General features: G+C 62.9%; 12 protein-coding genes. 3 read left to right on the forward strand and 9 right to left on the reverse strand.

Annotated elements, in window-relative coordinates; genetic code table 11:
- Positions 1-371 precede the first annotated feature (371 nt).
- On the forward strand, positions 372-710 hold the full coding sequence (locus GXH28_RS13530) for an RNA recognition motif domain-containing protein (RefSeq protein WP_169239562.1): 339 nt from the start codon (positions 372-374) through the stop codon (positions 708-710).
- A gap of 59 nt (positions 711-769) precedes the next feature.
- Here GXH28_RS13530 and GXH28_RS13535 read toward each other — a convergent pair whose 3' ends face one another.
- From GXH28_RS13535 to GXH28_RS13560, 6 genes are all read right to left on the reverse strand, one after another.
- Positions 770-2,614, reverse strand: a complete 1,845-nt coding sequence (locus GXH28_RS13535) for an ABC transporter ATP-binding protein (RefSeq protein ID WP_169239563.1) — start codon at positions 2,612-2,614, stop codon at positions 770-772.
- A gap of 11 nt (positions 2,615-2,625) precedes the next feature.
- Positions 2,626-4,476 carry an ABC transporter ATP-binding protein gene (locus GXH28_RS13540; protein ID WP_320447967.1) on the reverse strand — a complete coding sequence of 617 codons (1,851 nt, stop codon included), beginning with the start codon at positions 4,474-4,476 and terminating at the stop codon, positions 2,626-2,628.
- Between the two features lie 250 nt (positions 4,477-4,726).
- On the reverse strand, positions 4,727-5,584 hold the full coding sequence (locus GXH28_RS13545; RefSeq protein WP_169239564.1) for a WD40/YVTN/BNR-like repeat-containing protein: 858 nt from the start codon (positions 5,582-5,584) through the stop codon (positions 4,727-4,729).
- A gap of 86 nt (positions 5,585-5,670) precedes the next feature.
- Positions 5,671-6,609 (reverse strand): carbohydrate ABC transporter permease, encoded by a 939-nt coding sequence (locus GXH28_RS13550; RefSeq protein ID WP_169239565.1) that lies wholly within the window; start codon positions 6,607-6,609, stop codon positions 5,671-5,673.
- Positions 6,610-6,615: 6 nt separating this feature from the next.
- Complete coding sequence (locus tag GXH28_RS13555; protein WP_169239566.1) at positions 6,616-7,500, reverse strand: carbohydrate ABC transporter permease; 885 nt, start codon at positions 7,498-7,500, stop codon at positions 6,616-6,618.
- Between the two features lie 153 nt (positions 7,501-7,653).
- On the reverse strand, positions 7,654-9,030 hold the full coding sequence (locus GXH28_RS13560) for an ABC transporter substrate-binding protein (protein ID WP_206156852.1): 1,377 nt from the start codon (positions 9,028-9,030) through the stop codon (positions 7,654-7,656).
- A 297-nt stretch (positions 9,031-9,327) separates the two neighbouring features.
- On the opposite strand from GXH28_RS13560, the gene GXH28_RS13565 reads away from it, so the two are divergent.
- Positions 9,328-11,616, forward strand: a complete 2,289-nt coding sequence (locus GXH28_RS13565; RefSeq protein WP_169239567.1) for a response regulator — start codon at positions 9,328-9,330, stop codon at positions 11,614-11,616.
- Here the strand turns inward: GXH28_RS13565 and GXH28_RS16885 are convergent.
- From GXH28_RS16885 to GXH28_RS13580, 3 genes are all read right to left on the reverse strand, one after another.
- Entirely contained in the window at positions 11,513-12,703 is a 1,191-nt protein-coding gene (locus GXH28_RS16885; RefSeq protein WP_169239568.1) for a response regulator, read from the reverse strand. The genes GXH28_RS13565 and GXH28_RS16885 overlap by 104 nt on opposite strands.
- On the reverse strand, positions 12,700-13,485 hold the full coding sequence (locus tag GXH28_RS13575; protein ID WP_169239569.1) for an alkaline phosphatase family protein: 786 nt from the start codon (positions 13,483-13,485) through the stop codon (positions 12,700-12,702). Before GXH28_RS13575 ends, GXH28_RS16885 begins: the two co-directional genes overlap by 4 nt.
- Before the next feature lie 70 nt (positions 13,486-13,555).
- On the reverse strand, positions 13,556-15,244 hold the full coding sequence (locus GXH28_RS13580; RefSeq protein ID WP_169239570.1) for a TCP-1/cpn60 chaperonin family protein: 1,689 nt from the start codon (positions 15,242-15,244) through the stop codon (positions 13,556-13,558).
- Between the two features lie 52 nt (positions 15,245-15,296).
- Here GXH28_RS13580 and GXH28_RS13585 point away from each other — a divergent pair, with 52 nt between their 5' ends.
- On the forward strand, positions 15,297-16,403 hold the full coding sequence (locus GXH28_RS13585; RefSeq protein WP_169239571.1) for an aminopeptidase: 1,107 nt from the start codon (positions 15,297-15,299) through the stop codon (positions 16,401-16,403).
- The last annotated feature ends 30 nt before the right edge of the window (positions 16,404-16,433 follow it).

The following is a 16,433-nucleotide window of genomic DNA, read 5'->3' on the forward strand; positions in this document are numbered from 1 at the left end:
TAGCGGGATGCGCTGGAGCCGTCCCGGCATCGAGCGTCTGCTCCCGATTCGGGCGGCCGTCATGGGTCACGCCTTTGACGCGATGTGGTCTGCTGCCTATTCTTCGCCCCCAAACTGAAATAGACCCCCCAGCATCTCGGCCTGGACGGCGCAACAAAGATGGATTACAATGGTTCCCGTCTGTAGAGATTTACGGATCACGTTCGGTCAGTCAGCAGTCGATCCGCGCAAGTTCCACGCCCTCGGCCTTCTCCGCGGTGCTTTTGTGTCAGATCGCGCGATTTGAGCCAAACCGTCCTTCCATCTCCTACGGGTGAATTCTTGACGCGCTGCGGGGAAAGCCTCGCAGCAAACGATCACAGGAGGATCGTATGAACACCAAACTGTATGTTGGCAATCTGCCTTTCGACACCTCAGAGGACGCGCTGCGCGAACGCTTCACACAAGCCGGCGCCATCGTATCGGTCACCATCCCGTTGGATCGCATGACTAACCGACCGCGTGGGTTCGCCTTCGTGGAAATGGAAACCGCCGACGGAGCCAGCAAAGCCATCAGGATGTTCGATGGGCAGGACTTCGGAGGGCGCACCATGAACGTCAGCGAAGCGCGCCCGCCGGAGCAGCGCAGCAATGGCGGTTACAACAGCTCGCTCAACAAAAGCGGCTTTAACCGCGACCGGCGCGGACGCAGCAACAACCGTCGCTACTAGCGCACGCCCGAACGAGTCGGATGCAGGCCGGCTCCCTTGCGCGAGGGAGCCGGCTTTTTTTACGCCTTGAGCTTTTGATACATCCCTGCGTTGAAGTCAGCGGATTGGTGGCGGAAGTAGGTGTCGTAGAGCGTCGCATAGTGGCCGCCGCGCAACATCAACGTCGCGTGATCACCTTCTTCGATAATCCTGCCGCGATCGAGCACAATAATGCGGTCCACGGACTTCACAGTCGAAAGCCGGTGCGCGATCAGGATCGAGGTGCTATCGGCCAGGATGAGATTCAGCGCAGCCTGAATTTGCTTCTCGGTGAAGGGGTCCACGCTGGCCGTTGCCTCATCCAAAATGAAGATGGCCGGGCGCTGCGCGAGCACGCGCGCCAGGGCGACGAGTTGCCGTTGACCCATCGAGAGATGTTGGCCGCGCTCGCCAACTTGCGTCCACAGGCCGTTGGGCAGTGCCGCGACCCATTCGCCGTCGCCAATCCGCCGCGCGACCGCTTCCACCATGTCGTCGCTCAGATCCGGCCGCGCGTAGCGAATGTTGTTCATCACCGTGTCATTGAAGAGGAAGGGCGACTGCGACACCAGGCCAAGCTGGCGACGATACTCGGTTAGATCGAAGGTGCGAATATCACGCCCATCAATCAGAATCTGGCCACCTTGAAACTCGTAGAAGCGCGTGATCAGCTTGATGATGCTGCTCTTGCCCGCGCCGGTGTGCCCCACCAGCGCTACGCTCTCGCCGGGCGCGATGCGCAGCGAGAAGTCGCGCAGCACCTGCTGCTGTTCGTTGTAACGGAAGTGCACACCCTTGAACTCAATCTCCCCCTTCAACCTCGAATGAGGCGCCGAAGATCGCGCGTTGGGAACGTGGTCGCTGGCATCGGCTTGAATTTGCGTGACGGATGACTCGGCATCAATCAGCGCAAAGATGCGCTCGCAAGCCGACAGGCCGCCTTGGATCTGGCTCCAGAACGACGCGATGTTGGTCATGGGGAACCAGAACTGTTCCAAACTGATGATGAATAAGTACCAGGCGCCGACCGAGACCGTCCCGCCGATCGCGGCCAGGCCGCCCACGTAGGTCATGACAGCCGTGCCGAGGCCGGCCATCGCGTTCAACGTTGGGAAGACGTTTGAGAGCACGAAGCCGCGCCGCAGGTTCACCTCGTACGACCGCCGGTTGATCTGCTTGAAGCGGTCGTAGATCGCCTGCTCCTGGCGGAAGGTTTTGGCCACGCGAATGCCGGCCACGGCCTCCTGGATTGCGCTGTTCACCTCGGCGATCGCGCGAAAACCGGAGCGCGTGACCATGCGCGCCACGCGGCGAAAGGCCCAGCCAAAGAACACCACCACCGGCGCCATGGCCAACAGCGCCAGGGTGAGCGGCCAGGAGATCGTCAACAGCACGCCGACCAGCACGATCAAAATAGTGAATTGGCTGATCAGGTCGGAGATCAACACCGTGACCTGCGAGAGTTCCTGCGTGTCGTTAGTGATGCGCGCAATCACCTTGCCGGACTGGAACTCGTCGAAGAAGGCCATATCGTGATGAATGGTGGCCCTGAACGCATCGTTGCGCATCTGGCCGATCACATCGGCGATCAGCCGAACGGTCATCCGCCGACGCGCCAGGTTGCATACCCAGTTGATCACCGACAAGGCGAGCAAGCCGGCGCACAACGCGACGATCGCGCCGACATGAGGTTGCGCGCCGACCAGATCAATGCCGCGCGCGATGAGCAGCGGGCTGACTAGACCAATCGCCGTAATGGAGAGGATGATGCAGGCGAGCCGGATCAAGCGCCCCCGATACGGCGCAAAGTATGCCGCCATGCGGCGGAGCAACTGCCGGTCGCTGTATTGCCGATCGTATTTCTCGGCGGCAAGTCCCATGAACATCGCGCCTACCCTTACTCCCCCCTCTCGACCTCCGGCATCCGGCGCGCCTCGCGTGGCCAGTCGGGAGGCGAAAGTGGGGAGAGCGAGGCAGATTTCTTCGGGCGCTCGTCGTCGCCGGCGAAGATCGCGCGGTAGTCCTTGGACGTGCGCATCAACTCTTCGTGCGATCCACAGGCGACCACGCGGCCCTGCTTGAGCACCACGATCAAGTCCGCCCAGCGAATCTGGGACAGGCGATGCGTGATCAAGAAAGTCGTGCGTCCCTGTGCGACGCGAAACATCGCCCGCTGAATCAGATCTTCGGTGGCGCTGTCGATCGCACTGGTGGAGTCATCTAGGATCAGGATGCGCGGGTCGGCCAAGAAGGCGCGGGCGATGGCGATGCGCTGGCGTTGCCCACCGGAGAGCGTGACGCCGCGCTCGCCGACGATGGTGTTATAGCCGTCCTTGAAGGAGAGGATGAACTCGTGCGCTTGCGCGGCTTTGGCGGCCTGTTCGATTTCCGCCTGGGTCGCGTCTGGGCAGCCGAACTTGATGTTCTCGGCGATGGTGCGCGAGAACAGGAAGACATCCTGCTCGATCGTGGAGATTTGCCGGCGCAGCGCGTCGAGATCCCAATCGCGCACATCAACGCCGTCCACGCAGACGCATCCGGCGTCCACATCGTAGATGCGGTTGATCATCTTGGTGAGTGTGCTTTTGCCGGCGCCGGTCTGGCCGACGATGGCCACAGTTTGACCGGCCTTGACCGAGATCGTGACGTCTTGCAACGCCGGCCGCTCGTCCTCGCCATAGCGGAACGTGACGCGATCGAAAGTCACGTCGCCGCGCATCGCGCCCGCGTAGCCCCCCTTGTTCTCATCGAGCGAAGTTTCCGCGTTCATCAACTCCAGGATGCGCCGCGCGCTGGCCAGGCCCGAGGACACCTGCGGATAGGCGAACTGGGTGGCGAACGTCGGAAACTGCAAGAACATCAGCACGCCGTTGTAAGCCACCACATCCCCCACGCTGATCGCGCCGGCGTGATACAGCAACAGGCTGTGCAACAGGCCCAACGCCATGGTCATCCCAAAGATCAGCGAAGGCAAGTAGAGCGACTCCACATCTCCCTGCCCGACCGCCGCAGCGCGCCAGGCATCCACCACGCCACGAAAGCGCGCGATTTCGCGGTTTTCCTGCGCAGCGCCTTTCACTGTCTCGATGCCTTCAATGGACTCGGCCAGCGTCGCGTTCATCTGGCCAAAGGCGCGGCGCACACGCTCGGTGGCCGGCGCCAGCTTGCGCAGGTAATACGCGACCGCAACCGCGTAGGCCGCCACATAGAACAGCGGCACAGCGACGAGCTGCGGATGGATGCGCGGGCCAATGACCAACGGGAAGAGCAGAAATGCAGCCGAGCCCACCACCAGGTTGACGCCGGGGTTCATCAGCAGGTTGACTTCGCGCACGTCGTTCGTCGCGCGGGCCATGATGTCGCCGATGGACTGGCGGTCGTGAAACGACATACTCTTGCCGATCAGGCTGGTGTAGAGTTCGTCGCGGGCATCGCGCTCAATGCGTTGGCCGATGATCTCCGAGGAGAAGTTGCGGCCCAACTGCAAGACGGCGCGAACAATCTGCGAAAGGACAATCAGCACGACGACGAGCCCAAGCGCCGCGGTGTCCGGCGGTTGAGCAACCACTGCGTTGAACGCCTGACCGACGAGCAACGGCATGACCGCAGCGCCGCCGGCATTGCCCAGCGCGCCGATCAGGATGCCCAGGATATAGACCTTGTAGCGCCAAAGGTGAGAGAAGACCCACCGCCCTGGGCTGCGCCGGTCGGAACGCCACTGTCGTTCAACTGAAAATTCGCTCGTCACAGAGGACGGAGGCATAGGGGTTGTGGGTTGCACCTGCCGGACATTCTAACGCTGATCAGCGGCGCCGCCGACATGAGGCGCAATGGGACAGGACGCATTTCTCCACAGGGACGAGACACCCCTCGCCAGAAACGCCCCGCTTGGGACAGGCAGACCGCGCGAAACGAGGGGTGACACATTCGCAAAAATGCGTCGCGCGCTGCCAACGCCGACGTGATCGCTGCCGGCAGCCCATTCGTCCCAGACGCCATCACCACTCAGCCGCTGCATGCCACATGCCGCTCCCGGCCGTGCCGGCGACCAATGTGCCATCGTCGAGCAGCGCCATGCACATCACGTCGGGCTGGTCGGAGGCCCTGCGCCAGCGTCCGCCCGAAGCAACGTATATGCCGGAATTCGTCGCCGCCCATCCGGGCAAGACGAAGTTGACCTCGTCGGCACGCAGCCCTTTGATTTGTTGCCATGCCTCGTAAGGGGCGACAGCCGCCCACAGGCCGTTGCCCTCCGTGCCGGCGTAGAGCGTCGGGCCGCGCGGGGTTGTCGCGACGGTCAGCGACGTGAACGGGGCAGCCGCCATCGACGCGGGCAACTCCTGCCACGCCCGACCGCCGTTGACACTCATGAACACAGCGTGATCGCTGGCGGCAAAACACGTCGTATCCTCGCCGAAATCCGGCGAAACCGCGATGGCGTTGATGCCTAAGTCGAGCAGACCGTAGTTCCAGGCATGCCAGGTCACGCCGCGGTCGGCGCTGCGCAGCACACCATCTTCGGCGGTAGCAGCGAGCGCGATGCCATCGCGCTCGAAGGCGGGCGAAATGGCCAAGCCGAGCACCCGCGCTTTCACCGGCAGGTTGGCAAGTTGCCAATTCTGGCCGCCGTCGTGAGAGAAGGCGATGTCGCCGTTGGAGCCGATCAGCCATGTTCGGTCGTAGGCCGCGACCGCGGTGAGCGGCACATGAGCGAACTGAGGGGCGATCGGTTGCCAGCCACCATGTCGAGGATCGAGCTGCCACAGGCCCTGTTCGGTGGCAGCGAGGCAACCGCCGCCCGGCTGCGGCGCGAGTGCGAAGATGGACGCGGGTTCGTCTAAGTGCTTCCAGTCCATGTTCGATGCGACAAGGTAATTTTAGGCGCGTCGAGCGCGCTGGCACGTTAACACGTTGGCACGTTGGCGTGCTGTGCACAACGCGTTTACCCCTTGATCGCGCCGGACATGACGCCTTCGACCAGCTTGCGCTGGAAGACGAAGAAGAGGATGAGCAGCGGGATGGTCGCCATCACGCTGCCAGCGAAGAGCAGGTCGTATAACGGCGCGCGGATGGTCGCTTGTTTGAAGTTGGCCAGGAAGAGCTGCACGGTGCGCAGATCGGGTTTGCTGATGATGAGGTTGGTAAGGATGTATTCGTTATAGACGGCGACGAACGTCAGGATGCCCAGCACGACCATGCCGCCGGCCATGATCGGCATGACGATGCGGGTGACGATCTGGAATTGCGATGCGCCGTCAATCGTCGCCGAGTCAATCAGCTCGTCCGGGATGGTGGAGGCGATGAACTGGCGCATCAGGAAGATGCCGAAGGCCGTCGCCAGGCTGGGGATCCAGAACGGCCAGTAGGTGTCCTTCCAGCCGAACGTGCCGGCCACCAGCAGATAGAACGGCACGAAGTTGATGGCTGCCGGCAGCAGCAACGTGGCCAGGATGACGCTGAACAACTGATTCTTGAAGGGAAAGTTGCGCTTGGCGAAGGTGTAGCCGGCCAGCGTGTTGAAGAACACCTGCAGCGCCACCGCGACGCTGGCGATCAGCAGCGTGTTGAAAATGTAGCGCACGAAGTTGTAGTTGTTGATGTTCTGCAGGCCGGACGCGGCCACTTCCTCGGGCGTCGCTATTTGCAGCAACAGCCGGTAGGCCGTGAACTGCGGGCCGTTCGGTGGCCACAACTGTGGATACGACCGGAAGAGTTCCTCCTTCGACATCAACGATCCGACGACCATCGAGTAGAAGGGGAACAAAAAGATGACCGCCAGGATGGTCAGGAAGACGTAGAGCAAGCCGTAGCCGATCGCCTGGCGCAGCGAACGCGACCGCTTCGACGGTCGCGCGGGGGAAGCGGGAGCGAGCGCAGCCATCTGAAATCAGCCCTTGAGATTGCCTTCCACAGTCCACCAACTACGCAGCAAGCGGAGCTGGACGAAGGTGATCACCAGGATCACGGCGCCCATGAGAAAGCCGAGCGCCGCCCCTTCGCCGAAGCGATTGCCGGCGATCAGGTCCATCATGCGCATGAACATCGTGTAGGTGTTGTTCTGCGGGCCCCCGTTCGTCAGCAGCTTCACCTGAGCATACAGGTTGATCAGGCCGATGGTGGCGGTGATGATCATGAACAGCAGCACCGGCCGCAGCATCGGCACGGTGATGCGGAAGAAGCTCTGCACGGCGTTGGCCCCGTCAATCTCGGCGGCCTCGTAAAGCTCTCGATCAATCGCTTGCAGCGCACCCAGGAAGATCAAGATGTTGGTGCCGCTGCCCATCCAATGCAAGAGCAGCGTCACCGAAATTTGTGCAGGGATCGCCTCGGTCAACCATGGCACCGGTGGAATGCCGACCTTGCCCAGCAACAAGTTCACCCAGCCGTAGTTCTTGTCCAGGAACTGCGAGAACACGATGGCAACAATGACGCCGGAGGTGACGAAGGGCAAGAAGTAGATGGTGCGGAAGATGCCGCGCCCCCGCAACCGGCGCGCGTTCAACATCACGGCGACGATGAGAGCGAACGCCAGGCCGGTCGGCAAGATCCAGCCCAGCAGCATCATCGTGTTCACGAAGGCCTTGCCGAGCAGCGGATCGCTGGTGAGCAGGCCGATGTAATTGTTCAGGCCGACCCACTCCATCGGCTTTTGGCCACCGGGCCAGCGCGACAAGCTAAGCCGCAGCCCCCACACTGTCGGGTAGACGCCGAACACCAGGAAGACGATGAAGAACGGCGAGATGAACAGGTAGTCCACCCGATGCTTCCACATTTCCCTGAGCAACGCACGCCACTTCGTGCTGCGCGTCGCCTGTGGAACCGCGCTTGTCGTTCCGATCGCCTGCGCCATCGCTCCTGTCTGGGCCCGACACCGGGTTGACTCGAGCGACCCGGTGCCGGGCTAACGCGCCTGTCGTGCTACAACTCACTTCAGGCTTTCCAACAACTTCTTGTTCTCGGTGCGCAGGTCATCCGCCCACTGCTTCACGCCCGCCTCGATGTCGAGTTCGCCCTTCATCATCGGGATGAAGTACTTGTCGTAGAGCGGCCCGCCACCTGCGATGCCGGACAGACCGTAGGCCGGCGTGCGATAGTAGTCCTCGCGCATCAACGTGAGCGCTTCATTCAGCGTGTCGGTCCAAGTCTGGTCGCTGAACAGCGTCTGCTTCACGTCCTTCAACTTGGTCGTCAACCAGGGCAGATAGGGCGGGACGATGCCCCAGTCAGCCGTGACCTGTGCGCCCTCCATTGTAGCGAAGGTGAACTCCATGAACCTCTTGACCAGGTCGGGCACTTTGGTCTGGGTGTATGAACACAGCGTCGCGCCGCCCCATACGTTGGTGCGATGCTTCTCGCCACCTGCGTAGATCGGCAGGACCACGCTCTTCCATTTGCCTTGGCCGGTCTCGGGCGTCTTCACCTCGGTCTCGAAGAAGCCACGCATCCACGGCGGCGAGTAGGTGCCGCCAAGCTTGCCTTCCTTGATCGCGGCCCAGTAGGGCGGCGAGAACCAGCCGGCATCCAGGCCTGCGCCGGCATCCCAGGCCATCTTCGCGTATTCCACCGCGCGCACAGCAGCGTCGCCCTGGTCGAACAGGATCTCCTCGCCGCTCTCATCCGAAATGTTGCCGCCCAGCGCGTAGAACGGGCACTGGAACATCAAGCTGCTCTGGCCGCCACCATCCGCGCCGAAGACGTATAAGCTGGAATCAGCCTTTTCTTTCACCGTCTTGGCCGCGATGAGGAAGTCCTCGTACTTGATATCTTTCTCGAACATCGGCACGCCAGCTTTCTCCAGGATATCCGGGCGCACCCACAACGTGTTGGGCGTGATGTCGCCGGGCATGCCATAGTAGCGGCCACTCACCCGCGCCTCAGCCAACTTGGCCGGCACGAGGTCCTTCTCATACTGCTTGACCACGTCGGTCACATCGAGCAACACGCCTCGCCGGCCGTAGAGCTGTACCTCGTTCGCCTCCAGCCAGTTCAGGTCGGGCGCACCTTCGCCGGCGGCCAGCGCCGCTTCGACCTTGGTGGTGCGCTCGTCAGTGATCTCGACCTGGGTGAACGTGACGCCGGGGTACTTTTTCATGAAGGCCTGGCCAGCGTCATAGATCGGATGGTCGGCATGGCCCCAGAAGATCAGTTCGCCCTTCAGCTCACCATCGGCCGCTGCCGGCGCTTCCGCGGGCGCTGCCGGTTGAGCGGGTTGCGCCGGCGGTGCAGCGGCGGGTGCGGCGCAGGCCGCCAGTGCGCCGGTGACGCCGAAAGCCGCAGCTTTCAAGAAACGTCGCCGAGACATGGATTGAGTTCGTTCGAACATCGGGTCTACCTCCTTTTTCTGTTACGCTTCGGTTTAGCAGAGCGATGACCGTGACTGTGGTCATCGCAATGCGCGCGATGGTGGCATGGCAGCGCTTCCGCGAATCCACTTCCTGGCAGAGGCGGCGCCGGCGAACGGCGATTGCGATGCAGCGACAACGAGGGCAAAATGCGCGTCAAACCTGCCAGTAGTAGGAAGTGATAGCACAATCCTGCCGGTCGCTGCAATCGTTTCAGTTCACGATGCGTTCACAAACCGTTCACCCCGAGGTGATCCATGTGGTACTTGCTGATCGTGGCGCGACGTAAAGACCCGGAATTCCAGACGTCGGCCGAAGACCTGTTTCTGAGTACCACGCGCCTGCTAATTCTGACGGTGATGCTGACGTATTGCGTCTGGCACGTGGTGGCCACCCAGGTCTGGCCGGAGCGCTTCGGCGGCGCGCTATGGTTCGTTGCGTTTTGCATCTTGCCGGCCAGCGGCTTGGCCCTGTGGCTATCCCGGCAACACATGTTGGCATCGAGCGTGGTCTGGCTGCTGGGGTTAGCTGCCGGCGTCACCACGGCGCTCTACGTCTTCCAAGACGGAGATACAGCATTCCTCTACGCTTTTTTACCCCTGCTCGCCGTGGTGTTGATCGGCGCACCCGCGGCCCTGCCGGCCGGTGCATTGACGGCAGGGCTGGTAATCGGAGCGGCACACTGGCCGGGTATGCCGGCGCTTTCGGCCACCCAGCAGTGGATCGCCATCTTGAGCGGAGGGATGGGTGCGCTGATCGGCTGGGCATCATCTTCGGCACTGACGACGACCACGGAATGGTCGCTCAGGCACTTCATGGAAGCCCGCGATGCCCTGAAAGAAACACAGCGTCACCGCGCCCAATTGGCCGACATGGTGAAGAGCCTGGATCAAGCCTACTATCGCTTGGAACGCGCCAACACGGCCCTCGTCGCTGCCCGCAAGCAGGCCGAGGATGCCGAACGGGCCAAGACCGAGTTCATCGCCAACGTCAGCCACGAGTTACGTACCCCGTTGAACTTGATCGTCGGGTTCAGCGAAGTGATGTTGACTGCGCCGGAGAGCTATGAGGGCATCGCACTGCCCAGCGCCTATCGCTCCGATCTGAGCGCCATCTATCAAGCCGCGCAGCACCTGCTGGCGCTGGTGGACGACATCCTCGACATGTCGCGCATCGAGGCCGGCAAACTGTCGCTGGTGCGCGAATCCACCGACCTGGCCGCGCTGGTCGAGGAAGCCGCGAATACCATCCGCGACTACGTCAACCTGAAAGGGTTGCGCTTGTGCGTGGAGATCGCGCCGAACCTGCCGCCGGTATGGGTGGATCGGCTGCGCATTCGTCAAGTGATCCTCAACCTGCTGGTGAACGCGGCCCGCTTCACCGATCGTGGCCAGATCACCATCCGATGCGCACTGACCGACGACGGCCAGATGCCCGGCGGTGCCATTCGGATCGCGGTGAGCGACACCGGGCGCGGCATCGCCGAGCGAGATCTGCCGAAGATCTTCGAGGCCTTCCACACCACTGAACTGCCGACTTCGACATGGCACAGCGGCACCGGCCTTGGCTTGCCCATCAGCCGGCAATTCGTCGAACTGCATGGCGGGACGATGGGGGTGACCAGTACAGTGGGCAAAGGCAGCACGTTCTGGTTCACGTTGCCCTGCGACCAGATGCCTGCCGCCACTGTGATGCCACCGGCACGATATCGCCCGCACGTCCCCCTAGACCATACCGAGCGGCTGATCGTCGTGGCCAGCGAAGATGCACGGGTGAGCGATGCGATTCAGCGCCATCTCAGCCATCACCGCGCCCTGCATGCGGCCGACCCAGAAACCGGCGCAAAGTTGGCCGCCGAGGTCAAGGCGATCGCCTTGATCATAGATCGCGATGCGCCGACCCCCCAAGCACCTCCGGAGACTTTCGTCGTGCGGTGTCCGCTACCCAACCGGCGAGAGATCGCGCTGGCTTTGGGCGTCCAAGACTTCCTGGCCAAGCCGGTCCTGCGCCAAGACCTCCTTCAAGCACTCGAGCGACTGCCGGCTGCGCCCTGCACCGTGTTGATCGTAGACGACGATCTGAAGATGGTGCGGCTGCTGCAACGGATGTTGCGCGCTCAGTCCACTGTGCAGACGATCATCGTGGCACACACCGGCGCCGAAGCCCTCGCGCAATTGGAAAAACACGCCGTAGATCTGGTGTTACTCGATCTGGTCATGCCGGACATGGACGGGCTGCAGGTGCTGCGATGCATGGCCGAACGTGGTTGGGCGGCCATTCCGGTCATCGTGATCTCCGGGCATGCCGAGGATCACGCCCGTTTACCGTTGCCCGGCGCGCTGACCCTCTACCAGGATGCGGGCTTCCGCCTGGGTGAGTTAGTCCGCGCCATTGAGGCGTCGCTACACGCCCTCGCGCCGGGTTGGGATAAGCTAGATTCGTCTATGCCAAAGACGCCAGCGCCTGCAACAACTGCGCCTGCGTCACCGGCTTCTTCAGATAACCTGCTGCGCCCAATTGCGCCGCCAGTTCCGGCTGGTGCATGACCGAGCAGATGATCACCGGCGCACGGCGGGTGTGCTCGTGCGACTTGAGTGTACGCAGCGCCTCCCAGCCATCTTGTCCAGGCAGCATCACATCGAGGACAACGGCATCGGGCGTGGTTTCGGCGGCCACCGCCAGCGCCTCGGCCAAATTGCCCGCGCCGATCACGCGCCAGGCATGTCCGGTGAGATAGCGGCGGAAGAGTTGGATCAGACCGGCGTTGTCGTCTATGACCAACAGTGTTTTCGCCGCAGCGTCCTCGGCAGGCCAACGCAGGTGAATTTCGCCCGACTGCACAGTGACCTCACCACCCATCAAGCGCATCAACTGGGTTGCCAGCGCCAGCGCCGATGCCGGCAGCGCCGCGTGCGCTGGCGTTGGCTGAATCGAGATGCGCACGCCTCGCGATCGGGCGTCGGTGAAGCCCGCCAACGTGAGCGAGAGCGTATCTGACATCTCGAGCACATGGCCGAGCACGTCCACAATCGCCTGTCGCAGCAAAACGCGATCCGCCCGCACATGCAAATCGGCGGCAGGAGCGCAGACCAACATGCAACCCTTGGCTTGCGCCAGCGGCATCATCATCGCGCACAACTCATCCAGCACCTGGCCTAGGTTCAAATGCTCGACCCGCGCCTGGATCGAGGTCAACTCCTCGAGGCCATTCTGGGGAAGCGCGTCGGCTTGGGCTTCATCGAGCGCGAATCGCTCGGCATGCTGCTCCCACAACACCTGCGTCAACGCTTCGACCATGCGCGCCTTCTCTTTGAAGTACAGCGTGCGGCCGAGTCCCAGCGCCCTCATCACCTGCGCCGGCGTTTGGCCCTCGATGAAGTGAAGCTCCAGGATGCGGTAGGCGCGCCAATCCGGCGATTGCGCCGGCGTGCCCGGCTCAGGTGCCATGGACAAGATGGCGTTGATCAACAGGCGGCGCAAGGTTTGGCCACGTTGAACGCGCGTGGCCGACCGCTCCGCCAACAGTCCGGCCAGCGGATGATCCTGAAGGCGCGGCGAGTCGTACAGGTGATTCAAAGCATCCTGTACCCAGGTCGCGAACTGCGCGTAGGAGATCGGCGTCGAGGCGCTCACCTGTCGAAAATTTCTTCCATCACCCGGCCCTCCCACTGGGCGTGCACCGTGACGCCGAGCAGACGCGCCAAGGTAGGCGCCGTATCCAGCAGGCTCACCGCCGATTGAATCGCATAGCCGGCCTTGATCTTCGGCCCGGCGGCGATCCACGGGATCGTCATGTCTTCCGGCGCGTCGGTGCCATGCGTGCGCTCGTGGCCGCCGTGGTCGCTCTGGACGATGAGCGCGGCGTCTGCCGGCAGCGCGTCCAACACTTTCGCCAACTGCCGATCCACGCGCGCCAGTTGGGCTAAGTACTCCGGTGACATCCAGCCATAGGCGTGCCCGGCGGTATCCACGGTGCCGAAGTAGATGAAGGCGAAATCGAACGGCTCATGTGCCATCGTGCGCGCCGCGGCCTCGGCCACCAGATCGTCACCATGTTCGAGGTAGCTGGCATCCACGTAGAAGGCGTACGACAGGCTGCCCGGCCGGCTGAGGTCGCGCAACTCCTCCCAGTTGTAGAAGAACGCGCAGCGCAGGCCCAACTGCTGTCGTGCCCAATCCACCAGGCCGGGCAATGGGCGCGCCATAGGCGTCCATACGTTCGTCGTGATGCCGTGGCGTTCGGGCGGCGCGCTATGAAAGATGGATGTGTGACAGGGCAGCGTGATCGAAGGCATGACGCTGCGCGCGTTCATTGTGTACGCCCCGCGCGCCATGAGTGCGTTCAGCGTCGGGCAGTCGGCAGCAGCGATAGCGTCCGGCCGCACGCCGTCGAGCATGAAGAGATAGGCTGGCATGAGATGGGTTACAAATTAAAGGTTGCAGGTTACGTATCACGTAAAACGTAAGACGCGACACGCGAGCCACTCACGGATTCGTCGCCAGCGCCGGCTTGCGATGGTGCACCACGGCGTCGGTCGTGATAGCAGTCACCGCCAGGCTGCCGGCCACGCGCACCGCGCGCTCGATCACCTCCGCCGAGTCCACAACGCCGGCGGCGAACATATCGCCCGTGCTGCCGTTGCGCACATCGAATCCGTAGCATGTATGCGGATTGGCGCGTAACGCCGCGCGGACTTGGCCGACAACGTCGGCGGGATCGAAGCCGGCGTTGCCCGCGATCGTCATCAGCGGCGATTCGAGCGCGCGCGCTAGACAGCGCACACCGAACGCTATATCATCTGCGCGGCCATTGCTACGCTCTGCGTCGTTCAGCAAAGTCTGGGCTATTTTGAACAGCGCTGCACCCCCACCCGCCACGTAGCCGCGCCCGGCTGCCATCTGCAACGTCCGCGATAAGCGCACCGCCTCGTCCCGGCGGCTCTCTTGGATCTTGCTCGTCGCCCCGCCGACCCGCACGATCGCCAGCCCACCACACAGCCGGCCCAGACGCATACGCAGTTCGGCGATCTCATCGAGGTTCAGCGTTTCATCAATTTTCCGGCGCACCGAGGCAATGCCGTTTCGCAACGCAACCGGGTCGCGCTTGCCGCCGATGATCCCGAATTGGCGCGCCGTGGCCCAAGCGCGACGCACGCTGCCGACATCCTCCGGCGCCAGGCTGGCGAATGCAGCGGCATCGCCAAACAGGATGCGCGCGCCGGTAAGCGCCGCCAAATCCTGCAACGCCACAGCACGCTTGGCATCGAAGCCCGGCGCTTTGACCGGCAGGATCCTCATCACGCCGCTCAGCTTGGCCTGGACCAGCACCGTTTTGGCTTCGTCGCTTAAGTCGCCGGCAATGATGAGCACGTTGCGATGGCCCAAGTCATAGAGGCGCTTGAGGCCCTCGAGCACGTTCACGGCTGAATCGAGCTTGCCATCGAGCAGGATCACGGCGGCGTCGGAGATGCGGGCGATGGATTGCGCAGCATCGGTCGCGAAGCCGGTCGTCAGCCACGGCGAGTCCCACATCGCGCCTTCGATGTACTCGCGATCCACGCGGCGCGCATCGTTGTTGACGACGTGAATGGCACCATCGGCGCCGAGGATGTCTACGATCTCCACCAGCACGTCGCGCAGCTCCGCGTCGTGGCACACGGACCTGGCTAAAGCAGCCAACAGCTCGCGACTACGCCGCCCACTCATCGGGCGCACCGCACCGGCGCGCAGATCCGCAGAGGCTTGCGCCACGCCGCGCTCGATGCCCTTGCACAACAGCGCCGGGTGTGCGCCGGCAGCGATGGCCTTCGTCGCTTGTTGTACCAATGCTTGCGCAATGGTCGCCATCGTCGCCGAGCCATCACCGCAGGTTTCATGCATACGCCAGAGCGCGTGGCGTATCATCATCGCACCCACATCTGCCGTTGGATCGGCGATCTGGATGATGCGACGGGCGATGGTCGCGGCGTCATCGAGCAATTCCGGCGGCCGATCGCGCGTCATGCTCTCGATGCCGACGAAGCGCGGCAACGGTCCGAGCGTCGGCTTCACCGCGTCGGCAATCAGGTTGATCCCATCGAGCAAATTGGGGTGAAAGACGACCGCGGGGCGGATGAAGCGACTCCGCCGCCGAGCGGTCGAATCGCGCAAATAACGCCGTTGCACCTGGGGCATGACCTGTGCATTTTACAAATGCCGACCGGTACGCGCGACTACAATCCCCGACATGTACGACCCTCGCTTCAACAAGATGGCGCAAGTCATCGTCCACTACTCGATTGAGGTTCAGCCCAGCCAGACGGTATATGTTTGGGGCCAGACGCCGGCGGCGCCGTTGATGCTGGAAATCTATCGCGAGATCCTCAAGGCCGGCGGCAACGCCTTTCTGCGCGCCGATCTGCCCGGCGCGCAGGAGATCCTCTACGCGCACGCACAAGATGCGCAGCTCGACTTCGTCTCTCCGGTGGACCGCATCTCGGTCGAGGAAGGCCAGTTCGACGCCTACATCCGCATCGGCGCGGAGACCAACACGCGCCGGCTCTCGAACGCCGACCCGGCCAAAATCCAGCGCCACCAGGCAGCGATGAGTCCGATTCTGACCAAGCGGTTGCAGCGCAGCGCCCAGGGCAACTACAACTGGTGCGTGACTCAGTTCCCTACCGAGGCGTATGCCATGGACGCCGACATGAGCCTGGCCGAATACACCGAGTTCGTGTTCGGCGCGTGCCTGGTCAACGATCCCGACCCGGTCGCGCGATGGCGCGAAGTCGGCGCCACTCAGCAACGCTACGTGGACTTCCTGCGCGACAAGAAAGTTCTACGCGTGCAGGGAGCGAACGCCGACCTGACTCTGCGCATCGAGGGCCGCACCTGGAAGAACAGCCAAGGCAAGCGCAACTTCCCCGATGGCGAGATCTTCACCGGCCCGCACGAAGACTCGGTCAACGGCTGGGTGCGCTACTCGTACCCGGCGATCTACCAGGGGCGGGAGGTGAGCGGCATTCAACTGTGGTTCCAAGATGGCCGCGTGGTGAAAGCGACAGCGGACAAGAACGAGGACTTCCTGCACCAGGTGCTCGACACCGACCGCGGCGCGCGCTACGTGGGCGAATTCGCCATCGGCACGAACTACGGCATCACGCGCTTCTCGCGCAACATCCTGTTCGACGAGAAGATCGGCGGCACGTTCCACATCGCGATCGGCGCCGGCTATCCCGATACCGGCTCGACCAACACCAGCGCCGTGCACTGGGACATGATCGCCAGCGCGCACGACGCCGAGATCAGCGCCGACGGCGAAGTGTTCTACCGCAACGGCCAGTTCTTGATCTGACCGACCTGATGGACCCGTTCGGTCTCACCG

Origin of the sequence: Candidatus Roseilinea sp. NK_OTU-006, assembly GCF_012931985.1 — a bacterium.
In the GTDB taxonomy this organism is placed as follows: Bacteria; Chloroflexota; Anaerolineae; order J036; family Brachytrichaceae; genus JAAFGM01.